Consider the following 26,269-nt stretch of genomic DNA (forward strand, 5'->3'; position numbering starts at 1 on the left):
ACACTAAAAAACAACACTTTAAATGTGTAATATTTTTCAAAACCATCAAATAAAATAAAAAAAAGATTCAAAAAATATTACAAATAAATAGCTGCAATTGCTTATCAACGTTTTGCTTTAGAATACACTAGTTTTTAATAATTAACAACCTCTTTATTATGAAAAGCAAATTTTTACTTTTGGGAACAATAATATTGCTTCCTCTTTATTTGATACATGCTCAGGAAAAAACCTCAACAGGAAATTGGCCGGACAGAACTGTTTTACCAATTGAAGCGTATCAGAAAACAGGTAAAATCGAACCTAATATTAAGGATTCAGATCCTATCGAATGGCCTAAAGAAATTAGTGCGCCAGAAGGAGCTCCAAATGTATTATTGATTCTGATTGATGATGTTGGTTTTGGAGCAACTTCTACTTTTGGAGGCCCTGTTCCTACACCTAATTTTGATGCTTTGGCAAAAAACGGATTGCAGTACAATCGTTTTCATACCACTGCGGTTTGTTCTCCTTCGAGAGCGGCACTTATTACGGGTCGAAATCATCATACTGCCGCAACAGGTATTATTATGGAATTTTCTACTCCTTATCCCGGTTATAATAGTTTAGTACCTAAAAGCGTGGCTACTATCGGAAAAATATTAACAGACAATGGTTATGGTACTTCGTGGTTTGGTAAAAACCATAATGTGCCCGATTGGCAATCTACTCCTGCCGGACCTTTTTATTTATGGCCAACGGGTTTAGGTTTTGAATATTTTTATGGATTTCTTGGTGCAGACGCGCATCAATTTAGACCTTCTTTGATTGAAGGTACAAAACCAATTGATCCTTATTTGGTTGATGGAAAAGTAGATCCTGATTATATTTTAGATAAAGATTTGGCTAATCATGCCATAAAATGGATTCAGACTCAAAAAGCGGTTTCTCCAAACAAACCATTTTTTGCTTATTATACTCCCGGAACGGCTCATGCACCGCATCAGGCGCCAAAGGAATGGATCGCGAAATTTAAAGGAAAATTTGATCAGGGTTTTGACAAACAGCGTATTGCAACGTATGAAAATCAAAAGAAATTAGGTATTATTCCTAAAGATGCAAAACTGGCTCCAACTCCTGATGATTATCAAAAATGGGATAAGCTTAGTCCGAACATGAAAAAAGTCGTAGCCAGAGAAATGGAAGTTTATGCTGCACAACTGGCTTTTTGTGATTATCAGATTGGAAGAGTAATTCAATCGATTAAAGATTTGGGAGAGCTTGATAATACGCTTATCATCTATATTATGGGAGATAATGGCGCAAGTGCCGAAGATCCAACGGGACAAGGATTAACAAGCGAAATTGGAATCATGGTAAACGGCGAAAAAGATACGGAAGAATTCATGCTGAAAAATCTGGATGAATTTGGTGGTCCGTGGACACAGGAACATTATTCTCAAAGCTGGGCGCATGCAATGAATACGCCTTATCAATGGGATAAAAAAATAGCATCGCATTTGGGTGGAACCAGAACCGGAATGGTTATTTCATGGCCAAAAAGAATCAAACAAACGGGACAAATTCGTAGTCAATATACCCATATTACCGATATTGTTCCTACCATTCTTGAAGCGGCAAATATTCCTGCTCCAACATCTGTAGACGGATTTAAGCAAACTCCTATGGCCGGAAAAAGTTTGGTATATAGTTTTGATAATGCTTCGGCACCAGAAACGCATACGACACAATATTATGAAATTATTGCCAACAGAGGTATTTATAAAGATGGCTGGCTGGCCAATACAACACCACGAAATTTACCGTGGCAAGGACATCCAATTCCGTCAGAAGATCCTATGAAAGATTATAAATGGGAATTGTACGATCTTAAAAATGATTTCAGTCAGGCTGATAATGTAGCAGCGAAAAATCCGGAAAAATTAAAAGAACTCCAAAAAGCCTTTTTAGAAGAAGGGCGAAAATTCAATGTATTTCCTTTGGATGATCGCTATATTGATCGTGTAAATCCTGAAAATCGTCCGAATTTAAACAAAGGAAGAACCAGTTATGTGTATCACGAAGGAAATTCCCGAATTACAGAAGGAATGGCTCCAAATATGAAAAATACTTCTTTCAGTATTACTGCTGATATTGAAGTAAAAGCGGGCGACGAAGGAATGATTATTACGCAAGGTGGCTATTTTGCCGGTTTAGCGTTAATGCTTCAAAAAGGAAAACCAACTTTTGCCTACGCTTTTTCTCATTATCCACAATCAAAATGGACAATACAATCTCCAACGGCATTAACAGCGGGTAAACACAATGTTACTGTTAATTTTGATTATGCAGGCGGCGGCGTTGGTAAAGCCGCAAAAGTTACGTTATTGGTAGACGGAAAAACAGTCGCAAACGGCGATATCCCAAAAACAGTTCCAAGCCGATTTTCTGCCGATGAAACTTTAGACGTTGGTGAAGATTTTGGTACTCCGGTCGTACGAACTTATGATGTTCCTTTTACTTTTCAGGGTGAAATTGACAAGGTTACCATTAATTTGAAATAATAAATTAGATTCAAAATACAAAAGTCCCGACTATTAAAAACAGTCGGGACTTTTACTTATATTTAGATTACACTAACGAAGTACCGCCATCAATAATTAAGGTTTGTCCGGTTCCGTATTCCTGTTCTAAAAGATATACAAATGTTTTGGCAATATCCAGGGCTTCTCCCACTCGTTTTACAGGCAAGTTGTTTCCAATATTTGCATACATTGCTTCTCTGTCACTTTCTAACATTCCGTTCCATAATGCGGTTTTTACTACTCCGGGAGAAACTATATTTACTCGTATTGGCGCTAATTCCATAGCCATAGCTCTTGTAAAACCTTCCATAGCTGCACAAATACTGGCGCCTAATCCCCAGCCTTTATTTGGTCTGTTGCTTGCAATTCCGCTCGTTAAGACAATAGAACCTGTTGGATTGATAAATGGAGCCGCATATTTTACGGCAGCAAATGCGCCCCAATATCGAATATTAAAGTAGTTTTTGGCATCTTCTAATGAAGTATCTTCAACATTTGCAAGAATAAGATTTTCTCCTGCAGTAAAAATCAAATGGTCGAAAGAACCTATTTTTTCAAAAAGATTTTTTACTTGTATTTCATCGGTTACATCGATCGCATAACCAATACTTTCAAATCCTATTTCCTGCAAAGCGCTATTTATACGTTCCTGATTACTCGATACAATGCTGATTTGTGCTCCTTTCGAAGCGGCGAGTTTTGCTGTAGCCAAACCAATTCCTGAACTTCCTCCAATAACAACTACCTTTTTTCCTTTTAAATTTTCCATTTTTATTTCTTTTAAAAATATTATTTAACGGAACAAAAGTAGAAAGCCAAATACGGACGGGGTTTAACAAATGTTAAAAAGGAAATTTAGAAGGCATTTTTTTTAATTCTGCTCAAAGATTGTTTTGCAATGCCAAGATAAGAGGCAATATCGGTTTGTGAAACTCTGGATGCAATATTGGATTGTCGCACAATAAATTTTTGATAACGCGAGGTTGCATCTGCGCCAAGATAAAAATTGCGTAACTCTACTTTATTAAGCAAAGCTTGCTGAAAAATAGTATCCAGCATATTTTCAAAATAAGGTAAAGAATTATAAAGACTAAGTAATTTATTTTTCTGCAAAACAATTACTTCCGCATCACAAGCTGCCTGGATTCTATCTGTTGTTATTGTATTTTCTGTAAAGCTTTTTAAAATGGTACAAAACTGATCTTCGCTAAAAAAGAAATGGATCACTTCGTTTCCTTTAGCACTAATAGTTGCTATTTTTAATACGCCTTTGCAAACAAAAAAGATTTCGTTTGCTATTTTTCCTTCTTCCAATAAAATCTCCCCTTCTTTTACGGTTCTGTATTCTAAGTTTTGCGAAATGATATTTTTATCTTCAGAAGTTATTTTTTGAAGAAGTTCAAAATAATTAAAAAGTGGCTCGAACATTATTGTTATATCTGAAATTTTATTCAAAATTAAGCTATTAAGCTGTTTCGATTATACTAAATGCTGTTATTAAATCATTTTTAAAGGAAAAAAGATGAGAAAAAATTTGCGAAACCAAATGGTTTCGTATATATTTGCAACCAAATAGTTTCACAATTATAAAACGAATATATGAGACGAGATATTTTTCAAGCCATTGCTGATCCGACAAGAAGATCAATTATAGCCTTAATTTCATTACAGGCGATGACACCCAATGCTATTGCCGAGAATTTTAACACTACAAGACAAGCCGTTTCAAAACATTTACGAATACTTACAGAATGCGATTTATTAAAACAAGAGCATCAAGGCAGAGAAATTTATTATTCTCTTGAAATAGAAAAAATGAAAGAGATTGACAAATGGTTAAGTCAATTCAGAGAAATCTGGGAAATCAGATTTAACCAACTCGATGATGTATTATCAACAATTAAAAAAAATGAAAAATGAGCAACAACAGTTTACTATTTGATTTTACCGTTGACAAAACAAAAAAAACGGTATTCATAACCAGAGAATTTGCCGCTGAACTTCCGCTAGTTTGGGATGCTTTTACCAAAGCAGAAATATTGGACCAATGGGTTGCCCCAAAACCGTGGACAGCAAAAACAAAATATATGGATTTTAAAGTTGGCGGAAAAAGATTTTATGCCATGATAAGTCCCGAAGGATTAGAAAATTGGTCTATTCAGGAATATACTTCTATTACGCCAAAAACCAATTTTAAAATGCACAATGCTTTTGCTGACAAAGATGAAAATCCTCAATTGCCGGGTTCTGTTTGGGATTTTAATTTTAGTGAAGAAAACGACATTACAAAATTGAGTTTGATTATTACCAACGAATCTCTTGAGCGTATGGAGAAAATGATTGAAATGGGCTTTGTAGAAGGCTTTAAAATGACAATTAATAACTTAGAAGAATTATTGACAACTTTATCAAAAAAATAATTTTAAAATTCTGAAGAAATTTAAAACTCCATTTTCTCAAATGGAGTTTTTTTTTGAATCATAAATAAATTGAAAAGTAACTATTCCCATTATAAAAACTCTGTATAATTAATTAACTTTACTGAACTTTTGAATTTACTTCAAAGAATAATAAACATAAAATATGGAAAATTTAAAAAAAGCATACATTGCCGGAGGTTGTTTTTGGGGAATGGAAGATCTTTTTCGATTACGACCAGGCATAAAAAATACTGAAGTAGGCTATATTGGCGGACAAAATGAGAATCCTACTTATGCCAATCATCCGGGACATGCAGAAGGTATAGAAATTATATACGATCCTAATGAAACATCATACAAAGAACTTCTGGATTATTTTTTCAGAGTACATGATCCAACTACAATAGATCGACAAGGCAATGATCTTGGATCTAGTTATCGCTCTACTATATTCATACAGAATGAAGAAGAAAAAGAAGATGCAATAGAAGTTATAAAAATTGTAGATGATTCTAAAAGATGGCCCGGAAAAGTGGTAACAACGCTGGAACCGTATACTAAATTCTGGCCTGCAGAAGAATACCATCAAGATTATCTTATCAAAAATCCAAATGGCTACACTTGCCATTTTGAAAGGTTTGGTACTTTCTTATAAATAAAAGAATCGCTCAACAAAAAGCGCAATTGTCCCTGACTTTTGCGCTTTTTTTATTTGTGTAAATCGTAAATTATATAAACGAATTGTAGTAAAATATGCAAGCTGTAAATGGGTTTATACTTAAATAATTCATGTTAAACTTTTTATTTCAAAAAAAACATATAACTATCTGATAATATTACAATTAAATTGTGTTAATTTTATAATATAATCATTTTTCGAATAACTACATTTGACATATAACTTCTAAGAAACTTATTATGACTACATCAAATCATAAAAACAATATTTCGAGCACAAGAACTTCAGAGAAAAAATCCGGAGTTAAATCAGCATCATCAAGAACAAATGAAAAAACGACAACTGAAATAAAGAAAACAGTTTTACCAAAATAAGTTATGAATTATGAGTTGTTTACCTAAAAGTTACAGTTATAATTCATAATTAACAATTCCCCTACTCTCCCGTTTGTGCATGAGGCGCATCTACTGGTTTTGATTGCGATGAACCTATTTGTCGAAGGTAAATAGAAAGAACAATAATAGCAAAGACTGAAAGAAATTCACTTTGCCAGTTCTGAAATGATTCAAACCAAAATCTTGATGAAGTAATATATTCTGAAGCTGTTTCCAAAGGTTTTCCTTTTAAGGAAAGTTGCTCGTTTTCGTCTTTCAAACTTCCAAAAAAATGAGCAACAAACGAAATTAAAAATAATAAAAACAATGCAAGCGTAAGCGAATGTTTGTAGATTGCCAAAACTAATCCTCCTTTTTTAACCGGCCACGGAACATCTTTTCTATTTGTTGAAGGTTCTCTGTCAACTTTATCATCTTTATCAAAATCTTTAGACTCAGATGAGCCTTTTTGCTGTAAAAAAATAGTCATTACTACAAGAAGTGCCATTTGCAAAAACTCACTTTCCCAATTCTCAAAAGTAGATTCTACAAAATGTCCGGTTGAAAAATACGATAAAAGAGTAACCGATGAAACTCCATTTTCAAGAAGATCTTTATTGTATTCTTTAAATCCAAAAAAAATCTGTCCTGCAAAAGCAGCGACAAATAACAGGAAAAAGCAAATAGAGAGTCCGTTATTGTGTATAATTTTTTTCATACTTTAATTTTGATTAAGAACTTGGCTTTATTAGTAATCATTAAAATTAAAATACTTCTCAACTATCTGTCTTACATTATTTTGCTGTTTTTATTATATTATTTTGAGTTCTGAATTGTTTTTGAATTACTTCGCAAAATTAAATATTTTATGAAGTTCAATAATAGAAGTTCCATTTGGCAAAACTCTTGGTGCTTTTGCTAGTTTTTTTGCTAAAAGAGAGGTTGGCATTGGTTTAAATTTTCTAAACAAGCCTATTGCATTGACCATTTTTAAGACATGTACCATTATATTTTCACCAAAACGATCTGAACCTTTTCTTACCAACAAACCCGGTCTGAAAATAATATACTTTTCAAAATTAAGTTCAGCAATGCTGTCCTCGAGTTTTCCTTTTATTTGAGAATAAAAAACCTTGCTTTTTGAAGAAGCTCCGTAAGCAGATAATAATACGAATGCAGGAACATTATTTTCTCTTGCTAATTTGGCAAACGTTGCAGGAATATCAAAATCTATCTTTAATTGATTTTCTTTAGATCCGGCTGCTTTTAGTGTTGTTCCTAAACAAGAAAAAATTACATCTCCAACAATAAGATCTTTATAGGTTTCAATATTCGAAAAATCAATAATTTGTTCTATAAGTTTAGAATGTTGTTTTCCTGTTGATCTTCTTACGAAAATCGTAACATTTGAATAATTGTTGTCTGCTAAAAGTTTGTCAACCAGCAATTCTCCGGTCGAACCTGTTGCGCCAATAACCATTGCTTTCATAATATCTAAATTTGTTAAGTATAAAGTGTTGAGTCCAAAGTCCAAAATCTAAAAATCTATCCCGAGGTTTCGGGACTAAAATCAACAGTAAAGAGTTTCATCGGGTTTGCTTTTCCTCTTAAATGTATTTCTCCCTGATGTGTGTAAGTTACGGGTAAATCTTTGGGCAAAACCTCTTTTATTGCTTCAGAAATGACAAAATCGTGATTAAAATCATTGCATTTGCATTGTATTCTTGAAGTTGTATTGAGAAGATCTCCATGATAAACGATTTCCTTTTTTACTTCGCCAACCCAAGTTGTTACAGCGGTTCCTATATGCATTCCGGCTTTAAATTTTGGAATTAAATTATAGGTTTTTAAATAATATTCTTCTTTGCGAATAATGCTTTGCCTTAATAAATAAAAACAATATAAGCAGCGCTGCTCTTTTAGTCCGGTTGAAGTTTTCCAGGTCAGAATAATTTCATCTCCGGCATATTGATAAACTTCTGCACGGGAAGCCAAAATTGCATCGGTAAAATCGTTAAATAAATCCTGCAATAATTTACTGTAAAGAATATCGCCTAATTGTTCTGCCATCGTAGTAGACGATTTTACATCGACAAACATAAAAATTCGCTCTTCCTGTACGGGACGATGGTATTTTCCTGTAAAATAATTATAAAAAAAACGGCTACTCAATAAGGTGCTAATTTCTAAAAATAGTATTAAAAATATAGATGCACCCAGTGAAAAAATAAAATCCTCAAACAAGCGATCTTTAACATAATTGTTTAATGCTTCTCTATACGTTAAATGGCTCAGTAATTCAGAAAATATGACCACGAAAAACAATAGAAACATTAAGATATTAATACTGTAAATAAGCGCTTTTAAAAGCATAGTTCCTATAAAGGAATATTTATTGAGGTTGATTAAAGATTTCTCAAAAGTTATGATAACAAGGCTGATGAAAATTCCGATAATGGTACCCGGCAATAATCTTAAATATTCAAAACCAGATCCTGCATCACTAATTTCCGCATATACCAAACCTAATGCCCCGCCGCCAATAATAGCTTTAAAAATTAGATTATACTTTTTATAAAAAGGTATTTGTGGCAGTTTCATATATGTGACTATTGATGAATTCAGGGCCTTTTCGTCATTTATTTAAAAAATAAAAAACTTTATTTCTTTATTTCAAATGTACACATCTTTTAACATAACCGTTTCAAAATCTGAAAAATATCCGGATACAAATTGTCTTGATGATGAAAATTCACCAAGTTTCAATCGTTAACTTCAGGCGCAGGAACATCAAAACCGTTTAGTACCGTGGCAAGCAAAACATAAGCTCCTATCAGAAATATAAGTTCTGCAATTCCTTCACTTCCTAATAATTTTTCGGCATGTGCATAAGCAGAGTCTGAAATGATTCGTTTGTTTGCCAATACTTGTGCAATTTCATAGGCAACGGCTTCTTCTGCGTTTAATTCATAAGGTCGAAAGCCAGAAGTTAGTGATGCAATTTCAGCTTGGGAAAAACCAAAATGATGTGCCATAATTTCGTGAGCATACAATTCGAAACGTGCACCAAAAGCGGCACCAACTGTAAGAATTGCAACTTCGCGAACTTTCTTTGGAAGCGTTGCGTGAGAATCTAACGAACGAACAAAACTCAAAGCAGGAATTCCAAATTGAGGAAAATGAAGCATTGGCGGGAAAGGCCCAATCAATGCTCCTTCTTCATTTAGCATTTTAACGGGACCTTGACTTCGTGTAATAAGATTTACTACTTCATCATGCACATAACGAACTTCTTGATTCATTTTTTCCGGGTGAAAGGGAACTATTCTCATGATATTATTTTTTTAAATTTAAAGAAGACTTTCATCAAAACGACCATCTATTAATATAAATGCTACGCGGCAATTTTTTCCTGATCTGTTCGCCCACGCATGGTTTGTACCACGCTGAATAATAATATCTCCGGCATTGATTGTTCTTTCGCCACGATCGACGATCAATGTTAGTTCGCCTTCAAGCACAATTCCGTAATCTATCGTTTCAGTGCGGTGCATTAACGGATGTGCCGCATCCTGACCTGCTTTTGAAGCCTCCTCTCCTCCCATTGACTTAAAGTGTTTGTTGGCTTCATCTTTGGTAAGATTTCGAATTTCTTCGCCTTCCGGTGGAAAATCAATAACTCTAATGCGTGTTCCGCCTTTAGGTGGCCCTAATACAAGATTATTTTCCTGTGGTTCTTCTAAATTGTTATCAATTAGTGCTGGTGATTGTTGTGTGTTCCAAACTTCGTGAAACTTTGCTCCTTTTGGTCCGCCAATCATATAAGTACGTTCCGGAGCTGCATCTGAAATAATAATTGCTTTACCATCTGCATCATGACCTGTAACAATACGTCTGAATGCTTTTTGATTTGTTTCCATGATTACAAAGTTTTATGTTGTTTTTTATTAAATACAAATACACCTAAATAATGAAAAAGTATTCCGATTGCCCATGCTGGTGTAGACCAAAGTGGCCAAGGATAAGTAGTGTCTGTTAAATACCAAACAATCCAGATTACGGGAGTGGTAAGTAAAAATACAAGTAAATGAATTCGAAATCCTTTTTTGGGATTTGTTCTGGCTGTTGTGTCAGCATTAAATGTTGTTTTCATGATTATTTAATTTTTAGTTGTTAATATTGGTTTGAATTTTATTTTGTAAAAGCTTGTTTTTCAACCTTTTTACATAGCAAAGATAAAAACACAATCTCTTAAAAATCATTGACTTTGGTTAAGAACGATGTATAAATTTTGGTGTAACGAAATAATTATTTTGCTATTTATCAGGATTAAAACTAATTTTAAAGTGGTTATTTTAAATTCACTTTTATGGATCAGTTTAAAACCGTTATCACGTCGTTTGTTCCTATGTCTGATGAAGAATTTGACTTAGTTTTACCTATCATCAATAGAGCAACGATAAAAAAAGACACCAATCTTTTAGAACAAGGACAAGTGTGCCAGCATGTTTACTTTGTAGAAAGCGGTTTTTTCAGAATGTTTTATGTTGATTTAAAAGGAAATGAAATCAACAGCAGGTTTGTAAAGTCCGATGACTTTATGGTTGATTTTGCGAGTTTTATTACCAAAAAGGCCTCCCTCTATTATTGGAAGGCCATGGAAGATTCTAAAGTAATCGTATTGGAACACGAAGATGTTGAAAAACTTTATAATAAATCACCCGCATGGGCAAAATTTGGCAGGCTTATAGCCGAGTTTGGGTATCTTCTAATTATTGAACGACAGGAAATACTTCATTTTCAAACTCCTGAAGAACGATACAAAACCATTCTCAAAAAACAACCGGAACTTTTTCAATTGGTTTCTCAAAATCATCTCGCCTCTTATATCGGTATCAAACCAGAATCCTTAAGCCGACTTCGTAAAAGAATGATAGGGAAATAAAATTATGAATTATGAGTTGCTATGCGAATGTTTTACTTTAACTCTGAACTTCAAATTCATAACTTATAACTCATAATTTATAATTCATAACTTAATTATAAGTTTTCCAATCTGTATATCCGTGATTGCCTAAACCATAATGCAAATCACGATTTGGCGGTGTCAATTCCCAATTATTCTGCAAGCGTTCTACTAAATCCGGATTGGATATAAAAGGTTCACCAAATCCTGCAATATCGATAGTTCCGGCATTGATCAGTTTTTCAGATTTTTCTCTGTCCATACTTCCTGCAAGAATAATTACACCCTTATACCAAGTACGGAAACGTTCTATAAAACCTTCAGGTAAAGCGTGACTTCCTTTAGACTGCTGATCCATAAGATGAATGTATACAATATCTCTTTTTTCTAATTCTTTTGCCAGATATTCATAAGTAGCTTCTATCTCGTCATAATGTGGTAAATCACCCAAACCTCCATAAGGAGTAAGCCTGATACCAACTTTATCTTTCCCAACCGCTTTTATTGAGGCATCAACAGCTTCTAATAAAAACCTTGAACGGTTTTCAATACTTCCGCCATATTCATCGGTACGTGTGTTTACAAACGGATTTAAAAATTGTTCAATCAAATAACCGTTTGCTCCGTGCAGTTCTACGCCATCAAAACCGGCTTCAATTGCGTTTTTGGCAGCATTGGCAAAATCTTTTACAACATCTTTAACATCAGTTGTAGAAAGCGCTCTGGGTTTTGAAGAAATTACAAAACCTTCATTTCCATTTTCATCAAATCCCCACGCAAAAGAACTCGAAGCCTGAATATCAGATGGTCCCACAGGAGCGATTCCATTTGGTTGATTTGACGTATGCGATACTCTTCCCACATGCCATAATTGTGTAAATATAGTTCCGCCTTTTTGGTGCACAGCATGCGTTACTTTTTTCCAGCCTTCTACTTGCTCTGCCGTGTATAAACCCGGAATATACAATACTCCTTTTGCAGTGTCTGAAATAGCAGTTCCTTCAGTAATAATCAATCCTGCAGCTGCGCGTTGTGCATAATATAAAGCATTGTTCTCGTTCGGAATTCCATCCTCATTTCTTGCTCTTGTCATTGGCGCCATAGAAATGCGGTTTTTTAATTGTAAAGAACCAATACGTGCTGGTTCAAAAATATTCTTTTTCATACGTTTTAATCAAATTTTAATCTTCATTTTTTGTGGTTTTTGATAACGGGAAACAGAAATTCTAATCTCCCGTTATCATAAAACCTGTTTTAGTTCTTCTGTATTTTCGAACTAAATTATTTTTTTGCAATCCAGCTTTCTACAGCTCTCGAAAAATCTGCAACATCAATTGGGTGTCTGCTTGTTATTATGTTACCATCAACAACTACAGGTACATCAGATACAATTCCTCCTGCATTAGTCAAATCGCTTTGAATATTCCAATATCCGGTAAGTTTTCTTCCTTTAAGAATATCTGCAGAAGCAAGAACAACGGGCGCATGACAAATAGCGGCAATAAGTTTTCCTGATTTATTAAAATCCTGAATAAATTTAATAACATCTTTATCATAGCGAAGGTTATCAGGATTCCATGCTCCACCGGGAATAAATACAGCATCATACTCGTTTACCTTTATTTGGTCTGCAGTACGGTCTACTTTTATCCATCCCACAGGTTGTAAATACTGTATGGCCATAATGTGATCTTTTGCCATTTCCGGCGCACTTAAACCATATCTTGCAGGAGCCGGATTGTATTTTGGAGCAACAATATCAACCTGAGCGCCAAGTTCTCTAAAATACCACACTGGTCCTGTTAGTTCTATTTCTTCAAAACCATCTGCAGCAATTACTGCAATTCTTTTTCCTTTTAAAACCGTTCTGTCTTTTACAGGAGTAAAAAAGAAATCTCTCATAGCTTCATTTCCCGGTGCATTCAATAACTGAGATACCGGCATAACCGATGCTACAGTTGGTGTAGACAATTTGTTGATCACATCCAGTTTATGATCGATCACATTTTCAGCTTTAACTCTAACCTGAGCATCTGAATTAAATACGGCAAGCATCATCATTGTGCCTGCAAGAGCAATTTGTTTTAAATTTTTCATTTTTTTAAGTTTTAGATTATTTATTTATTCGCGTGTTAGCGGGGCAAATTCTATTAGATTGTGTAGGCCATTTTGAAATGGAGGATTTTGTGTACCGGTTTCTAAATATTCGATTACGGGTTTTATAGGCGGAAATCTAAGATGGTACTGGAATGCATCATTGCTTCTGAATTTTTCGTAGGTAACAAATTGGGTTTCGTTTCCTTCAATTTCCGAAAGCTGATAAGTTACAACTCCGGGCTCACTGCGAAATTCAGGCATTGCTTTATGATACGTGTTTTTAAAATATTGCTGTGTACCTTTTTTAGCATCAACAAATAAAATTACAATTAGCTGATTATCTTCTTTCTTTGCTGTTTTGCGCCATTGCTCTTTTGTAAGAGGCTCAAGATCTTTAAGATAATAGGATTTTGAAGACTTAACAAGTGCTGTTTTTTCTAATGAAAATAGTGCTTTTGCTTGTTTGCTTTTCGTAATATCTTTTAGCTGTTCTTTACTTGTCCATCTTTCCATTAACCATAATACTGATGGTTTATCCTGCTCATAATGAGCTTCAGACATAATATTTCCTTCCTGAACTAAAGCTTGTGTAACGTAATCTGCCAAAACCTGGCGAAATTGTTTTTCATATCCTGCTTTAACTTCATACTTAGTTAATTTGGCAATCACTTCGTTGTTAGATAAATACTTCATTTCTTTTGCATGGCTTTGTGCCAGCATAAAAACTACTGCCGAAAACATTAAAGTTTTCCTGATAATTGATGATACTGATTTTGTTTTCATAATGGTTGATTTTTAAAGTTTATAAAGAATTTAGAAGCCCTTTTTAAGATCCTTAAAATGAACTTAATGACAAGACAAATTTCTAAACTTGACACGTCAAAAAGATTGACGGCGGTCACTATTAAAATGTGATTCAAATCACTTTTTAGCGAATGTGATTTATGCTCTTTGCTTTTTAAAAACAAATGCACCTAAATAATGAAATAAGATTCCCAAAGCCCATGCAGGTGTTGACCAAAGCGGCCACGGATAAGTTGTATCGGTTAAATACCAGATTAACCAAATTGCCGGAGCAATCAGTAAGAATACTAAAAAGTGAATTTTGAATCCTAACTTTACATTTTGAGGTGTTGTTGCAGCACCATTAAAATTTCGTTTCATGACTTAATGATTTAATTGTTACTAATGTTTCATAAAAACCTAAAATCGAAAACTAACTTTCCGTTTTAGGTTATTACCATGGCAAAAGTAAAATCGCAATCAGCTAAAAATCATTGACTTTGGTTAAGAATGATGATCGAGGGTTTTCTATACCAATTTTTGTAGAGATAATTTAAATTGGAAGAAGTATAAAGATAATTATAAAATTAAAAACTTTTATTCGCTGTTACAGGCAAACAAAAGCATAAAAAAAGTGTGATGAAATATCACACTTTTAGGTTATCAATAATAAATTTAATGGCTATTTGAATAAAGCCTGCTTAACGTTTCCCGCGAAACGCCCAGATATTCTGCTATATATTTTTTAGGCACTTTTTGCATGATATTGGGATAAAGATTACCAAATTCTTCATACCGTTGTTTCGGATTTCCTGATAGCAATGAAATAATCCTGCGTTGTTGTGCGGCATAACCACTGGTTAGTTTCATCCTGAAAAAATGCTCCATTTTGTGAAGTTCTGATGCTAATTTTTCTCTCGCCGTTAAAGTCAGACAAAACACTTCAGCATCTTCCATGCAAACAATATTAATTTTAGATTCTGCCTGATTAAAAAAAGCATTATAGTCTGATAGCCACCAGTTTTCGAGCGCAAACTGCACAATATATTCTTTGCCTTCATTGTCGAGATAAAAAGCCCTGAAAACGCCTTTCGCAATCCAGTATTCGCAAGTCACATTATCACCTTGCTGAATAAGATATTGATGTTTTTTTACTTTCTTTTCTGTAAAAAACGTTTTAATATAATCAAACTCTTCATTACTTACCGGACTGATTTCTTCAATATGTTTTCGTAGTTTATCCATCTATAGTATTTTCAAACTCTTTTAAGATTACGAGTTTAAAGTTAAGTAAAAACAATTAATGAATAAATTTTGTCTTTTAAATGCCTTTTATTGACAAATTACTTTTAGTACCTTTAAATCATAAAAAAATCTTTATGATACAACGCTTAATTCCTTCTTCCTGAGAAGAACTGCCTGTTATAGGATTGGGAACCTGGCAAACTTTTGATACCTCAAATAAGGAAAAACATTTGCAGCTTACAGCCGTTTTGGGCGAAATGCAAAAATCAGGCGCAAAACTCATAGACAGTTCTCCCATGTATGGGAAATCAGAAAAAGTAATTGGAGAACTCACTCCATCAATTGAGAATCATAACGACTTTTTTTATGCCACGAAAGTCTGGACAACGGGCTTAAAATCAGGAATTGAACAAATGGAAAAATCAATGCGTTTGATGCAACGTCAATCTATTGATTTAATGCAGATTCATAATCTAAAAGATTGGAAAACCCATATTAAAACATTGCGTGAATGGAAAGAAATTGGTAAAATAAAATACATCGGAATCACACATTATACCGATTCGATGCATGAAGATCTGGAGAAAATCATTAAAAGTGAAAAAATAGATTTCGTACAATTTAATTATTCCATAGAAGATCGAAATGCCGAAAAAAGTTTGTTCGCCACCGCGGCAGATCACGGTGTTGCTACGCTTATAAATCGTCCTTTTGGCGAAGGTCGTTTATTTAAAAAAGTACGAGGGAAAGCACTACCGGAATGGGCAATTGAAAACGGAATTGATAATTGGAGTAACTTCTTTTTACAATATATTATAGCAAATCCGGCAGTTACCTGCGTAATTCCAGCAACTTCAAATCCGTTGCATGCAACAGATAATTTTAATGCAGGAAAGGTTATTATTGATGAAAATCTAAAAGAAAAAATGGTGGGTTATCTCACTCATTTATAAATATTAAACATTGAACATTTCACTATAAAATAAACTAAAAAGAAACATTATGGAATATAGACAATTAGGAAACTCCGGACTTAGAGTTCCTGTTTTAAGTTTTGGAACCGCAACTTTTGGTGGAGGAAATGATTTTTTTAAAGCTTGGGGAAGCACTCAGGTTGATGAAGCAACGCGTATGGTCAATTTGTGTCTGGATGCCGGAGTGAATCTTTTTGATACCGCAAATGTTTATTCTGATGGAATTGCTGAGGAAATTCTGGGAAAAGCCATCGTTGGTTTGCGTGATAAAGTACTGATTTCAACCAAAGCTGTTTTTCCAACTTCAGATGCGGTGAATAATTTTGGAGCTTCCCGCCATCATTTGGTAAAAGCCTGCGAAGATAGCCTTAGAAGACTCGGAACAGATCATATTGATATTTACCACATGCACGGTTTTGATGCCAATACGCCTGTTGAAGAAACGCTTAAGGCACTTGATAATTTGATACAATCAGGAAAAGTAGGCTACATTGCCTGTTCTAATTATTCAGGCTGGCATTTAATGAAATCACTTTCAGTATCCGAGCGTTATGGCTGGTCTAAATTTGTGGCACATCAGGCGTATTATTCTTTGCTTGACCGTGATTTCGAATGGGAATTAATGCCACTTGGAATTGATCAAAATATTGGTACTATTGTTTGGAGTCCTTTATCTAGCGGAAAATTGAGCGGAAAATACAAACGAAACCAACCTTTACCGGAAAATGCCAGAGTCGCTCAAGGCGGAAGCCCAGTTCCGGATTCTGATATTGAAAGATTATACAATATTGTTGATGTTCTTGAAGAAGTAGCGCAGGAAGTGAACAAAACGGTAGCGCAGGTTTCGCTAAACTGGCTTTTGCAACGACCTACAATTGCTAATATTATTATTGGTGCGCGTAACGAAGAACAGCTGAAACAAAATCTGGAAGCGGTTGGCTGGAACTTAACTATCGAACAGGTTAAAAAACTGGATGCGGCGAGTGAAGTATTACCAACGTATCCGTATTGGCATCAACGTCAGTTTCCTATGCTGAATGCAGCACCAAAACTTTACGGAATTTAATCAAAAAATATATGAGCAAAGAAGCTATAGTCCTATATCTTAAAAGTACAAATCTGATTTCATTAGATGTTGCAGTAGAAATAGCCAATCATTTTGAAAGCAAACTTATACTGAAAAATCAAAAGATACTTGAAGAAGGAATGGTTTCTGATGAATACCTTTTTCTCGAAAAAGGATTTATGCGTTCATTTGCTCATGATACCGAAGGAAATGAAGTAACTACAAATTTCTATTCTCCTGGGGATGTGATTTTTGAAGTTGCTTCCTTTTTTAATCGAACAAAATCAAAAGAAAATATTCAGGCTCTCACAGATTGTGAAGCCTGGTATATTACCTATGAACAATTAAATGATTTATTTCATGCTTTACCGGAATTCAGAGAATTTGGAAGATCTATACTCGTCAAAGGCTTTTCCGGACTAAAAATCAGAATGCTTTCTATGATTACAGAAACGGCTGAAGAGCGTTATATTTATTTATTAAAAGCCAATCCTGAAATTTTTCAGCAAGCTTCTTTAAAAAATATTGCTTCGTTTCTTGGCATTACAGATACATCTTTAAGCAGAATCAGAAAAGAGCTTTCAAAAAAGCACTAACATTTTCATTTCTTGCCATTTGCTAAGATTATTCCATTGCATAATATATTCCTTTGTTTAACTAAAAAATAAACAAAATGGATACTTTACCACTTTACATCGCTTTGGTTTTTGGAGTTACACTTCTAACCTCAATTGTTCTTTTTTATAAAGCAACACATTTCTCTAAGACAGTTTTAGCCGTAATTCTTTTGTGGATTATTGTACAATCAATTATCAGCTTAACCGGTTTTTATAAAACTGAAAACACATCGCCACCACGTTTTGCCTTATTATTAATGCCGCCTTTACTAACTATTATTTTACTTTTTATTACAGAAAAAGGAAAGCAGTTTATTGATGGTTTAAATATTAAAATACTTACGATTATTCACATTATCAGAATACCTGTAGAATTGGTTTTATTCTGGCTTTTTATGCAGAAAGCTATTCCGGAATTAATGACTTTTGAAGGTAGGAATTTTGATATCGTATCCGGAATTTCAGCACCACTTGTCTATTATTTCACTTTCGTGAAAAAGAAAACCAATACCAAATTTTTATTAATATGGAATTTCATTTGTCTGGCTTTAGTGATTAATATTGCTATTAATGCTGTTTTGTCTTTATCAACACGATTTCAGCAATTTGCTTTTGATCAGCCAAATGTTGCTCTCTTAGAATTTCCGTTTACGCTGCTGCCAGCGGTTTTAGTGCCAATTGTTGTTTTCTCGCATTTAGTTTCCATCAGACAATTATTATCTGAAAAAGATTAAATAACGCATAAATGTGACAAATGTCAATGTCATTTTGCCTCATTTGACTTCGTTTTGAAGAGTAGTTAATAGTCAACTTTGTAAAAGAATTTCAACGATAAAGTTGAGACAAAACAAAAGATTATAAACTATTTTAAAAACAACAAAATGACAACAACAGAAATTTCAACAGAAAATTTTACAGCAGCAACTGTACCTACAAATTACGCAGACGTTAACGGAACAAAATTTGCTTATCGCCGTTTTGGCAACAAAGCAGGTTTGCCTTTAGTGCACTTGCAACACTTTACCGGAACTATGGAAAACTGGGATCCTAAAGTATTAGATGCTCTGGCACTGGATCGTGAAGTAATTATTTTTGATAACAGAGGAGTTGCCGGTACAGGTGGCGAAACTCCTGATACTATTGCTGAAATAGCAAAAGATGCAGCAGCATTTATTGATGCTTTGGGTCTCAAAAAAATTGACCTTTTAGGTTTCTCAATGGGCGGTATGGTGGCACAACAGGTTACTCTTGACAGACCGGAACTTATCAATAAATTGATACTACTTGGTACTGCACCACGAGGAGGTCATGATGCTGAAGATTTTTCACCGGAAGTATGGGCGATATTTGCAAAAGAATTTCCAACGGAATACGAAATTGTATTAGAAACATTATTTTCTCCTACAGCTTCAAGTCAGGTTGCAGCCAATGCATTTTTAGATCGTATAAAAAATACCAGAACAGAAAATCGTGATGCTAAGATAACAGAACAGGTTGCTCCTGCTCAAAGCAACGCTATTACAAGCTGGGCACGCATGACATCTGGTGATTACAGTTATTTAAAAGCTATAAAACAACCCGTTTTTGTACTAACAGGTCATAACGATATTATTTTTCCAACCGTAAATTCTTTCTTATTACAGCAAAATTTACCGGATGCTCAGCTTATTATCTATCCAGACAGTAATCATGGTGCACAATATCAATTTCCTGAACTGTTTGTAAAACAATTAAACCTGTTTTTAGAAGGTATTAAATAATTTAAATAGATTTTGAAACGTTAGTATCCCATAACAAAAATCCCTTAGATCAATATTATCTAAGGGATTTTGTATTTTTCATCTGTTTATAAATTCTCTCCGTATGCGGCTTAAAGTTTCGCGAGAAATACCAAGGTAAGAGGCAACCATATGAAGTGGTACACTATTAAAAACGTTGGGATATGTATTTTGAAAATCTAAGTATTTCTCTTGTGCGCTATGGCTTATTAAAGAAAAAATTCGTCTTTGACTTGATTCGTAGCCACGCGCCAAAAGCTGCTCATTAAACAACCTCATTGCCGGAATAGTATTCATTAATTCTTCCCACGCTACTTTGGTCCACACAATTACAGTACTTGCTGCAAGTGCTTCTATATTATATTCAGATGGTTTTTGATTATTATAACTTTCCTGATCACTTATCCACCAGTTTTCTATACCAAAACGTGCCGTATGATCAAAACCTTCTTTATCATAGCGATAGAGTCTAAAACATCCGGATGCTATAAAACAAGTTATTGCCCAAACTTCGCCTTCGTGCAAAATAGATTGTCCTTTACGAAGTTTTTTTATAGTACTTGACGCCCGAACCAAAGCAATATCTTCATCGGATATTACTACTTTTTCACGAATATATTTTTCAAAAACTTCAAACATAAAACTGATTTTGCGCTTTCTTCAAAAGTACATAATTGATTTAACTTTTTTGGATTAATTTGCAGAACAAGGGGCCATACTCACATTTAAATCTGAGTCTATTTCCGCATGCTTTCTTTAATTTTTTCCCTATGTTGCTCGCCCCAGGAACTGAGTTCACGCATAACGCTTTTTAAAGTCCGACTGTAATCTGTCGCTTCATAAATAATACTAACCGGAGTTGTTGGATAAACATTTCGTTTGATAAAATCATTCAACTCTAAATCTTTGAGTTCATTTGCCAAAACTTTGGGTGAAATTCCCGTGATTTCTTTCTGAATTTCATTAAAACGTTTGGGCGATTGTATCAAAGTAAGAATTAAAGGTATCTTCCATTTTCCATTTAAAACATAGAGTGCATCAAGGATATTCTTAAGTGATCCTGCACATTCTTCCTTCGTTGGAAGTGTTTCATATTCAATTGTTTTCATTTTACAAAGATACAGACTTTCCTAAAAGTAACCGCTTTCCTTTAGGTAAGTACTATCTTTTGCATAGTTGATAATTGTAGTTTTGTTTCATATAAAATTAATAACATTAATCATTTTCATATGAAACACATTCTTCATTTAATTTCAAGTATACAGGGCGACGAATCGTATAGTGTGAAGCTAGGTCACGCTATCATCGAAAAAATTCAGGATAAATATCCGGATAGTACTGTTGAAGAATTAAACCTTGTTGATATCGAAATTCCGCATCTTAATGCTGAAGTTCTTCGCACCTTTTTTATTCCTGAAGATCAATTAACCAAAGAAGATAAAGAGTCAATTCGCTTTTCTGATCAGGTTGTGAAACAGTTGTTGGCCGCAGATATTATTGTTATTGGTGCACCGCTTTACAACTTTACCATACATTCATTCCTAAAAGCCTGGATTGACCATATTACCAGAGCCGGAATAACTTTTGGCTATGATGAAAATGGTCCGTTTGGAAAAGTAACCGGGAAAAAAGTATATGTTGCCATGTCTTCGGGTGGAGTTTATTCAGAAGGTCCGGGAAAAGCTAACGATTTTGTTGTTCCTTATTTAAAAGCTTTTCTTGGCTTTTTAGGTATGACAGATTTGACAGCTTTCCGTGCTGAAGGACTAAAAGTTCCGGGAATCAAAGAAACTGCTTTTCAAAAAGCAATTGAAAGTATTCAGATAGATTAAAAGAGGCTAACCTTTTTCAGTTTTTAATAATGATTACATTAAACAAAAAATGCTATAATAAATATTATAGCATTTTTTGTTTTCTATCTTTTCTTGTAGTAATCTATTTCTTGAAATTTTAAATTCCTAAAATATGATTTTTCATGTTTTTAAGATTTTACACTTCTACCCTCAAAATATCTTATAGAATGCCTTTTGATTAAAAAACACTTCGGGAGACTAATACTTATTATTGGTCATTCATATTTCTTTGATTCCTCCGACTTGAGAACCAGATAAAAGATCTACTTCAAATGTTTCATTAGCTTCATTACGGATATTCCAAAATTGGCCTCTTAAATAACTATCTGTTACCTCTGTTATTTTAAAGCTATCATAAGCAATACGTTCAGTATGCCATTTAATTCCATTTTCACCGTAGGCTATCAGATCAGTAAAATCAGCGAACACTATAATGCTTTGAGACTTTATAGAACAAACATCCATAATAGGTATGGAATTCACTTCCTCCCAATCATTTGGATTAAAAGCTGAAACAATATAACCTGCTCCTCTTGATATTACACAAAATTTATCGTGATTAGGTGTAGTATAAACTCCATATAAACCTTTATAGCTTATTTCACCAAAAGCAAAGACCCCAATCCACGATTCACCTTTTGAAGGAGTAACTTTTACAATCAATCCGTCTTTTCCTCCATATAATCCCCCACTCGGATAGTAATATCTCTCCTCTGTCCCAAGTTTTTCTAAAACTTCTAAACTATAACTACTTTGAAAACTTAAATCAATTATCATTATCTTCCTTTTACTGGATTAAAAAATCTATGCCATATAACTTCTGTTCTACCTGTATGTAATAGCTAAAATAGAGTAAAATGCTTTTCACTTTTTATTTTCAATTCAAAAAAATAAAAAAGACTGTTCATAACGAACAATCTTTTTTATTTTTCAATCTAGGCATAAAATTACCATCCCAATCTTCTCGCACCTATTTCTGTAACCAAAAACACCTATTCCAATAAAGCTACCAAAAACTACGATAACGTTATTTCGTCAAAGTTTAGCGAAATATAACTTTTTCATTTTTTCCGAAAAATAGAAATCCTTTAGTATACAATGATTTAACGCAAAGGCACGATAATAGCCTAAAAAGTGGCATAACGATCTAATAGTCTTTTTATGCAAACTGAAAACCCAAAACAAATTCTTTTTATTACAGGAGCATTCGTGAGTAATGATTGCTGGAACGAATGGAAAGATTTCTACGAAAGCAAAGGATATAAAACCATTGCTCCGGCGTGGCCTCATAAAGATGCGTCTGCAGAAGTACTTCGCAAACGACATCCGGATCCTGAAGTAGCTTCTAATCGATTAGAACACCTTATTGAGCATTATGAAAAAATAGCAAAATCATTTCCGGAAAAACCAATCATTATTGGGCATTCAATTGGAGGTTTAATTGCTCAGATTTTAAACCAAAAAGGATTGGCTTCCAGCGTTATTGCCATACATTCTGTTCCACCGCAAGGCATTTTAAGTTTCAAATTTTCTTTTTTGAAAGCCGGTTGGGGACCACTCGGATTTTTTACTTCGACTAAAAAAACATTTTTAATGAATTTTTCGCAATGGCAATACGCTTTTACGAATGAAGAATCTTTTGAAGAACAAAAATTAGCATACGAACAATTAGCAATTCCAGAATCAAAATTGGTCGTTCGTGACACTATTACAGCTGTTGCAAAAGTAGATTTTAATGCGCCGCACAATCCCCTATTGTTTATTGCTGGCGATATCGATCATACCATTCCGCATCAATTAAATTACGACAATTATAAAAAATACACCCATAAAAATTCTATTACTGATTATAAGCTTTTTCCAGACAGAAATCACGCTGTTTTAGGACAATCTGATTGGCAGGAAATCGCTCTTTATATTTTAATATGGCTTCAAAAACAGAATAATTAATAATCATTAACATCCTTAAATTAAAAATTATGAAATCAATCTCTATTCAAAATGTATGGCAAAAAAACAGACACGCTTTTTTAAGCCTTTTAGCTATTACTTTTTTTACGCTTACCGCTTGTAAAAAAGAAGAAACTACTAAAGTTGATGCCGAAAAAACAGAAGAACCAGCCGTTGCATCTGATGTAAAACCAGCAGATCCGCCGTCTAATTTTAAACATCAAACCGCTTTGGTAAATGGTGTAAATATTCACTATGTAATTGGCGGACAAGGCGAACCTCTAGTTTTGGTTCATGGTTTTGGACAAAACTGGTATATGTGGAACCGTTTGCTTCCTGAACTTTCTAAACACTTTACGGTTATCGCACCGGATTTAAGAGGTGTTGGAGAATCTGATAAACCCGAATCTGGTTATGATAAAAAAAACATGGCAAAAGATATTCATGAACTGGTAAAAAAATTGGGTTACAATAACATCAATCTTGCCGGACATGACATCGGACTTATGGTGGCGTATGCTTATGCTGCACAATACGGAAGCGAAGTTAAAAAAATAGCTTTAATGGATGCTTTGCTTCCTGGTATTGAGCCGGTTTGGTCTCAAGTTTCAGCTTCTGCATGGTGGTTTGGATTTTTTGCTTGGCCAGCTTCAGGAGATATTGTAAAAGGAAAAGAAAAAGAATTCTTAACTAATTTCTGGCCAATGGTTGGACACGTCAAAGATCCTTTTACTGCAGAAGAAACAGCTGAATTCGTAAGAGCTTATGCAGTTAAAGATGGTGCAAAATCAACTTTTAAATGGTTTGGAGCTTTCCCTCAAGACGGAAAAGACAATCTTGTTTTTGCTAAAACAAAACTAAAAATGCCTTTGTTGGCAATGGGTGGAGAATATTTTGCGGCTGCATTCTTAAAAGAGCATTCTAAATTGGTTGCAGAAAATGTAACAGAATCAAAAATTGCAGGTTCTGGACACTGGTTGGTTCAGGAAAATACAGCTCAGGTGCAAAAAGATTTATTGGCATTTTTCCTTGCAAAATAAAACAGCATACAGAAACAGACCAATTAAATCATAAAAAATGAAACGAATATTTATAATACTATTATTTTTCTTTGGTCTGTTGATGCAGTCCCAGGAAAAAGCCGATCTGATTATTTACAACGGTAAAATTGCCACGATGCAAAAATCCGGAGAATTTGTTCAGGCTCTGGCATCAAAAGATGGAATTATTCTGGCAACAGGAACATCAAAAAGTATTTTAGAAACGTATAAAACCACTGCAACTAAAATTGTTGATGCAAAAGGTAAAACCGTTGTTCCGGGTTTAAATGACAGTCATATTCATGTTATTCGCGAAGGCTTAAATTATAATTCTGAATTGCGTTGGGATGGTGTCAAAACTTTGAAAAAAGCAATGGAAATGCTGAAAGAACAAGCAGCAAGAACACCGCCCGGAGTTTGGATCAAAGTAATTGGAGGCTGGAATGAATTTGGTTTTGAAGAAAAAAGACAACCCACAATCGAAGAAATAAACGCAGCCGTTCCTGATAAACCTGTTTTTATAACCTATTTATACGGCAAAGCTTTTTTAAACAAAAAAGGAATCGAAGTTTTGGGTTATACTAAAGACACACATTATGAAGGAAGTGTTTTGGAGCAAGATAAAAACGGAAATTTAACCGGATTAATGTTTGCAAAAGAAACTCCAAAAGCGATTTATACCACTTTAGGATTAACAACAAAATTGACTCCTGAAGAAAGAATTAATAGTTCTCTTCAGTTTAATCGCGAATTAAATCGTTTTGGTTTAACTTCTGTAATTGATGCTGCCGGAGGTTCTCAAAACTATCCTGCAGATTATGCAACTTCGATGGAATTAGCAAAACAGGGAAAACTGAACCTTAGAATTTCTTATTACCTCTTTGCACAACAAAAAGGAAAAGAACTTCAGGATTATGAAAAATGGGTTGCTGAAACGGTTATCAACAAAAACGATAATCTTTTGGTGGCCAACGGTTATACCGAAGAAGGTGCCGGAGAAAACATTGTCGCTTCTGCTGCTGATTTCGAAAATTTCCTTGAACCGAGAATTGTCCTTTCTGATGACATGGAAAAAGATCTGGAACCTATTATTCGTTTGCTTGTTAAAAACAAATGGCCATTTCGTTTGCATGCCACTTATGGCGAATCGATTGACAGAATGCTGAACGTTTTTGAGAAAGTAAATAAAGAAATTCCGTTTGATGGATTACGCTGGTTTTTTGACCATGCTGAAACAATCACAGATCAGGAATTAGAAAGAGTAAAAGCGCTACATGGCGGAATCGCAGTACAATTCAGAATGTATTTTCAAGGAGAATTATATGAGAAAATGTACGGCGCTCCAAAAACACAATTGCCTCCAATTAAAAAAATGCTTGAAATGGGAATTCCTGTCGGAATGGGAACAGACGCTACCCGTATTTCAACATATAATCCGTGGATGGCGTTGCATTGGCTTATTACAGGAAAAACTTTAGGCGGAATGCAGTTCTGGCCAAAAGATCAGGTTTTGGATAAGTTTACGGCGCTTCAGTTGTATACTTCAGGAAGTGCATGGTTTTCCGGTGAAGAAAAAGACAAAGGAAAATTGATAAAAGGAATGTATGCCGATTTCTCGATTTTATCTGAAGATTACTTTACAGTTTCAGCAGATAAAGTCCGAAATATAGAATCTGATTTAACAGTTGTAAACGGCAAAATTGTTTATGGTGCAAGAGATTTTAAAACGCTAGATCCAGCAATTGCTCCGGTAATTCCGGATTGGTCTCCGGTAAAATACTTTGGTGGCTACACTAAAAAACTTTAATAATAAATAAAATTCGTTGGGTATAATTAGAAAAGATTTGACACATAAAAATGATT

31 protein-coding genes are annotated in these 26,269 nt (G+C 34.2%); 15 read left to right on the forward strand and 16 right to left on the reverse strand.

All coding sequences use genetic code 11. The annotated features are described in order from the left end of the window. Positions 1–158 precede the first annotated feature (158 nt). The gene (locus GKZ86_RS07730) at positions 159–2,543 is read left to right on the forward strand and encodes an arylsulfatase (RefSeq protein ID WP_154782536.1); all 2,385 of its coding nucleotides are present in this window, start codon (positions 159–161) and stop codon (positions 2,541–2,543) included. 67 nt (positions 2,544–2,610) lie between these two features. Here GKZ86_RS07730 and GKZ86_RS07735 read toward each other — a convergent pair whose 3' ends face one another. After that, the gene (locus GKZ86_RS07735) at positions 2,611–3,333 is read right to left on the reverse strand and encodes an SDR family oxidoreductase (RefSeq protein WP_154782537.1); all 723 of its coding nucleotides are present in this window, start codon (positions 3,331–3,333) and stop codon (positions 2,611–2,613) included. Positions 3,334–3,419: 86 nt separating this feature from the next. Then, on the reverse strand, positions 3,420–4,019 hold the full coding sequence (locus GKZ86_RS07740) for a Crp/Fnr family transcriptional regulator (protein WP_154782538.1): 600 nt from the start codon (positions 4,017–4,019) through the stop codon (positions 3,420–3,422). 144 nt (positions 4,020–4,163) lie between these two features. On the opposite strand from GKZ86_RS07740, the gene GKZ86_RS07745 reads away from it, so the two are divergent. From GKZ86_RS07745 to GKZ86_RS25560, 4 genes are all read left to right on the forward strand, one after another. Further along, the gene (locus tag GKZ86_RS07745; RefSeq protein WP_154782539.1) at positions 4,164–4,484 is read left to right on the forward strand and encodes a helix-turn-helix transcriptional regulator; all 321 of its coding nucleotides are present in this window, start codon (positions 4,164–4,166) and stop codon (positions 4,482–4,484) included. After that, entirely contained in the window at positions 4,481–4,984 is a 504-nt protein-coding gene (locus GKZ86_RS07750; protein ID WP_154782540.1) for an SRPBCC domain-containing protein, read from the forward strand. The genes GKZ86_RS07745 and GKZ86_RS07750 overlap by 4 nt, the downstream gene beginning before the upstream one ends. A gap of 163 nt (positions 4,985–5,147) precedes the next feature. Next, positions 5,148–5,639 carry a peptide-methionine (S)-S-oxide reductase MsrA gene (gene msrA, locus GKZ86_RS07755; RefSeq protein WP_154782541.1) on the forward strand — a complete coding sequence of 164 codons (492 nt, stop codon included), beginning with the start codon at positions 5,148–5,150 and terminating at the stop codon, positions 5,637–5,639. 263 nt (positions 5,640–5,902) lie between these two features. Further along, a complete protein-coding gene (locus tag GKZ86_RS25560; protein ID WP_255459974.1) occupies positions 5,903–6,037 on the forward strand; it encodes a hypothetical protein in 135 nt (44 codons plus the stop codon). A 61-nt stretch (positions 6,038–6,098) separates the two neighbouring features. On the opposite strand, the gene GKZ86_RS07760 is transcribed toward GKZ86_RS25560, so the two are convergent. The 6 genes from GKZ86_RS07760 to GKZ86_RS07785 form a co-directional block, all read right to left on the reverse strand. Continuing rightward, entirely contained in the window at positions 6,099–6,755 is a 657-nt protein-coding gene (locus tag GKZ86_RS07760) for a DUF6766 family protein (protein ID WP_154782542.1), read from the reverse strand. A gap of 126 nt (positions 6,756–6,881) precedes the next feature. Then, a complete protein-coding gene (locus GKZ86_RS07765) occupies positions 6,882–7,526 on the reverse strand; it encodes an NAD(P)H-binding protein (protein ID WP_154782543.1) in 645 nt (214 codons plus the stop codon). Positions 7,527–7,582: 56 nt separating this feature from the next. Further along, positions 7,583–8,638, reverse strand: a complete 1,056-nt coding sequence (locus GKZ86_RS07770; protein WP_154782544.1) for an adenylate/guanylate cyclase domain-containing protein — start codon at positions 8,636–8,638, stop codon at positions 7,583–7,585. A 161-nt stretch (positions 8,639–8,799) separates the two neighbouring features. Next, positions 8,800–9,369: a carboxymuconolactone decarboxylase family protein gene (locus GKZ86_RS07775; RefSeq protein ID WP_154782545.1), complete on the reverse strand. Its 570-nt coding sequence runs from the start codon at positions 9,367–9,369 to the stop codon at positions 8,800–8,802. An 18-nt stretch (positions 9,370–9,387) separates the two neighbouring features. Beyond that, entirely contained in the window at positions 9,388–9,957 is a 570-nt protein-coding gene (locus GKZ86_RS07780; protein ID WP_154782546.1) for a cupin domain-containing protein, read from the reverse strand. 2 nt (positions 9,958–9,959) lie between these two features. Next, positions 9,960–10,190: a 2TM domain-containing protein gene (locus tag GKZ86_RS07785; protein WP_154782547.1), complete on the reverse strand. Its 231-nt coding sequence runs from the start codon at positions 10,188–10,190 to the stop codon at positions 9,960–9,962. A gap of 216 nt (positions 10,191–10,406) precedes the next feature. On the opposite strand from GKZ86_RS07785, the gene GKZ86_RS07790 reads away from it, so the two are divergent. Then, positions 10,407–10,982, forward strand: coding sequence for a Crp/Fnr family transcriptional regulator (locus GKZ86_RS07790; RefSeq protein ID WP_154782548.1), 576 nt, complete (start codon positions 10,407–10,409; stop codon positions 10,980–10,982). 91 nt (positions 10,983–11,073) lie between these two features. Here GKZ86_RS07790 and GKZ86_RS07795 read toward each other — a convergent pair whose 3' ends face one another. From GKZ86_RS07795 to GKZ86_RS07815, 5 genes are all read right to left on the reverse strand, one after another. Then, the gene (locus tag GKZ86_RS07795) at positions 11,074–12,168 is read right to left on the reverse strand and encodes an alkene reductase (protein ID WP_154782549.1); all 1,095 of its coding nucleotides are present in this window, start codon (positions 12,166–12,168) and stop codon (positions 11,074–11,076) included. Positions 12,169–12,284: 116 nt separating this feature from the next. Further along, positions 12,285–13,100, reverse strand: a complete 816-nt coding sequence (locus GKZ86_RS07800) for a DJ-1/PfpI/YhbO family deglycase/protease (protein WP_154782550.1) — start codon at positions 13,098–13,100, stop codon at positions 12,285–12,287. A gap of 24 nt (positions 13,101–13,124) precedes the next feature. Beyond that, positions 13,125–13,883, reverse strand: a complete 759-nt coding sequence (locus tag GKZ86_RS07805; RefSeq protein WP_154782551.1) for a putative quinol monooxygenase — start codon at positions 13,881–13,883, stop codon at positions 13,125–13,127. A 159-nt stretch (positions 13,884–14,042) separates the two neighbouring features. Continuing rightward, complete coding sequence (locus GKZ86_RS07810) at positions 14,043–14,264, reverse strand: 2TM domain-containing protein (protein ID WP_154782552.1); 222 nt, start codon at positions 14,262–14,264, stop codon at positions 14,043–14,045. Between the two features lie 294 nt (positions 14,265–14,558). Next, positions 14,559–15,128: a Crp/Fnr family transcriptional regulator gene (locus GKZ86_RS07815; protein WP_154782553.1), complete on the reverse strand. Its 570-nt coding sequence runs from the start codon at positions 15,126–15,128 to the stop codon at positions 14,559–14,561. Between the two features lie 185 nt (positions 15,129–15,313). Here GKZ86_RS07815 and GKZ86_RS07820 point away from each other — a divergent pair, with 185 nt between their 5' ends. The 5 genes from GKZ86_RS07820 to GKZ86_RS07840 all read left to right on the forward strand — a co-directional run bounded on the left by GKZ86_RS07820 (position 15,314) and on the right by GKZ86_RS07840 (position 19,545). Next, a complete protein-coding gene (locus GKZ86_RS07820; RefSeq protein ID WP_228526571.1) occupies positions 15,314–16,081 on the forward strand; it encodes an aldo/keto reductase in 768 nt (255 codons plus the stop codon). Between the two features lie 49 nt (positions 16,082–16,130). Then, positions 16,131–17,168 (forward strand): aldo/keto reductase, encoded by a 1,038-nt coding sequence (locus tag GKZ86_RS07825; protein ID WP_154782554.1) that lies wholly within the window; start codon positions 16,131–16,133, stop codon positions 17,166–17,168. 11 nt (positions 17,169–17,179) lie between these two features. Then, positions 17,180–17,764: a Crp/Fnr family transcriptional regulator gene (locus GKZ86_RS07830; RefSeq protein ID WP_154782555.1), complete on the forward strand. Its 585-nt coding sequence runs from the start codon at positions 17,180–17,182 to the stop codon at positions 17,762–17,764. A gap of 77 nt (positions 17,765–17,841) precedes the next feature. Further along, positions 17,842–18,519 (forward strand): hypothetical protein, encoded by a 678-nt coding sequence (locus tag GKZ86_RS07835; protein WP_154782556.1) that lies wholly within the window; start codon positions 17,842–17,844, stop codon positions 18,517–18,519. Between the two features lie 147 nt (positions 18,520–18,666). Next, positions 18,667–19,545, forward strand: coding sequence for an alpha/beta fold hydrolase (locus tag GKZ86_RS07840; protein ID WP_154782557.1), 879 nt, complete (start codon positions 18,667–18,669; stop codon positions 19,543–19,545). Positions 19,546–19,623: 78 nt separating this feature from the next. Here the strand turns inward: GKZ86_RS07840 and GKZ86_RS07845 are convergent, their stop codons facing one another. Continuing rightward, positions 19,624–20,202: a Crp/Fnr family transcriptional regulator gene (locus GKZ86_RS07845; RefSeq protein ID WP_154782558.1), complete on the reverse strand. Its 579-nt coding sequence runs from the start codon at positions 20,200–20,202 to the stop codon at positions 19,624–19,626. A gap of 98 nt (positions 20,203–20,300) precedes the next feature. Then, positions 20,301–20,672, reverse strand: a complete 372-nt coding sequence (locus GKZ86_RS07850) for a helix-turn-helix domain-containing protein (RefSeq protein WP_154782559.1) — start codon at positions 20,670–20,672, stop codon at positions 20,301–20,303. Positions 20,673–20,792: 120 nt separating this feature from the next. On the opposite strand from GKZ86_RS07850, the gene GKZ86_RS07855 reads away from it, so the two are divergent. Then, complete coding sequence (locus GKZ86_RS07855) at positions 20,793–21,395, forward strand: FMN-dependent NADH-azoreductase (protein WP_154782560.1); 603 nt, start codon at positions 20,793–20,795, stop codon at positions 21,393–21,395. A 240-nt stretch (positions 21,396–21,635) separates the two neighbouring features. Here the strand turns inward: GKZ86_RS07855 and GKZ86_RS07860 are convergent, their stop codons facing one another. Further along, on the reverse strand, positions 21,636–22,193 hold the full coding sequence (locus tag GKZ86_RS07860; protein ID WP_154782561.1) for a hypothetical protein: 558 nt from the start codon (positions 22,191–22,193) through the stop codon (positions 21,636–21,638). A gap of 384 nt (positions 22,194–22,577) precedes the next feature. Between GKZ86_RS07860 and GKZ86_RS07865 the strand changes: the two genes are divergently transcribed. The 3 genes from GKZ86_RS07865 to GKZ86_RS07875 are packed head-to-tail and all read left to right on the forward strand — an operon-like array spanning position 22,578 to position 26,213. Beyond that, on the forward strand, positions 22,578–23,366 hold the full coding sequence (locus GKZ86_RS07865) for an alpha/beta hydrolase (protein ID WP_154782562.1): 789 nt from the start codon (positions 22,578–22,580) through the stop codon (positions 23,364–23,366). Positions 23,367–23,395: 29 nt separating this feature from the next. Next, positions 23,396–24,406: an alpha/beta fold hydrolase gene (locus GKZ86_RS07870; protein ID WP_154782563.1), complete on the forward strand. Its 1,011-nt coding sequence runs from the start codon at positions 23,396–23,398 to the stop codon at positions 24,404–24,406. Positions 24,407–24,443: 37 nt separating this feature from the next. After that, positions 24,444–26,213: an amidohydrolase gene (locus GKZ86_RS07875; RefSeq protein ID WP_154782564.1), complete on the forward strand. Its 1,770-nt coding sequence runs from the start codon at positions 24,444–24,446 to the stop codon at positions 26,211–26,213. The last annotated feature ends 56 nt before the right edge of the window (positions 26,214–26,269 follow it).

Origin of the sequence: Flavobacterium sp. LC2016-13 (assembly GCF_009707955.1) — a bacterium.
GTDB lineage: Bacteria > Bacteroidota > Bacteroidia > Flavobacteriales > Flavobacteriaceae > Flavobacterium.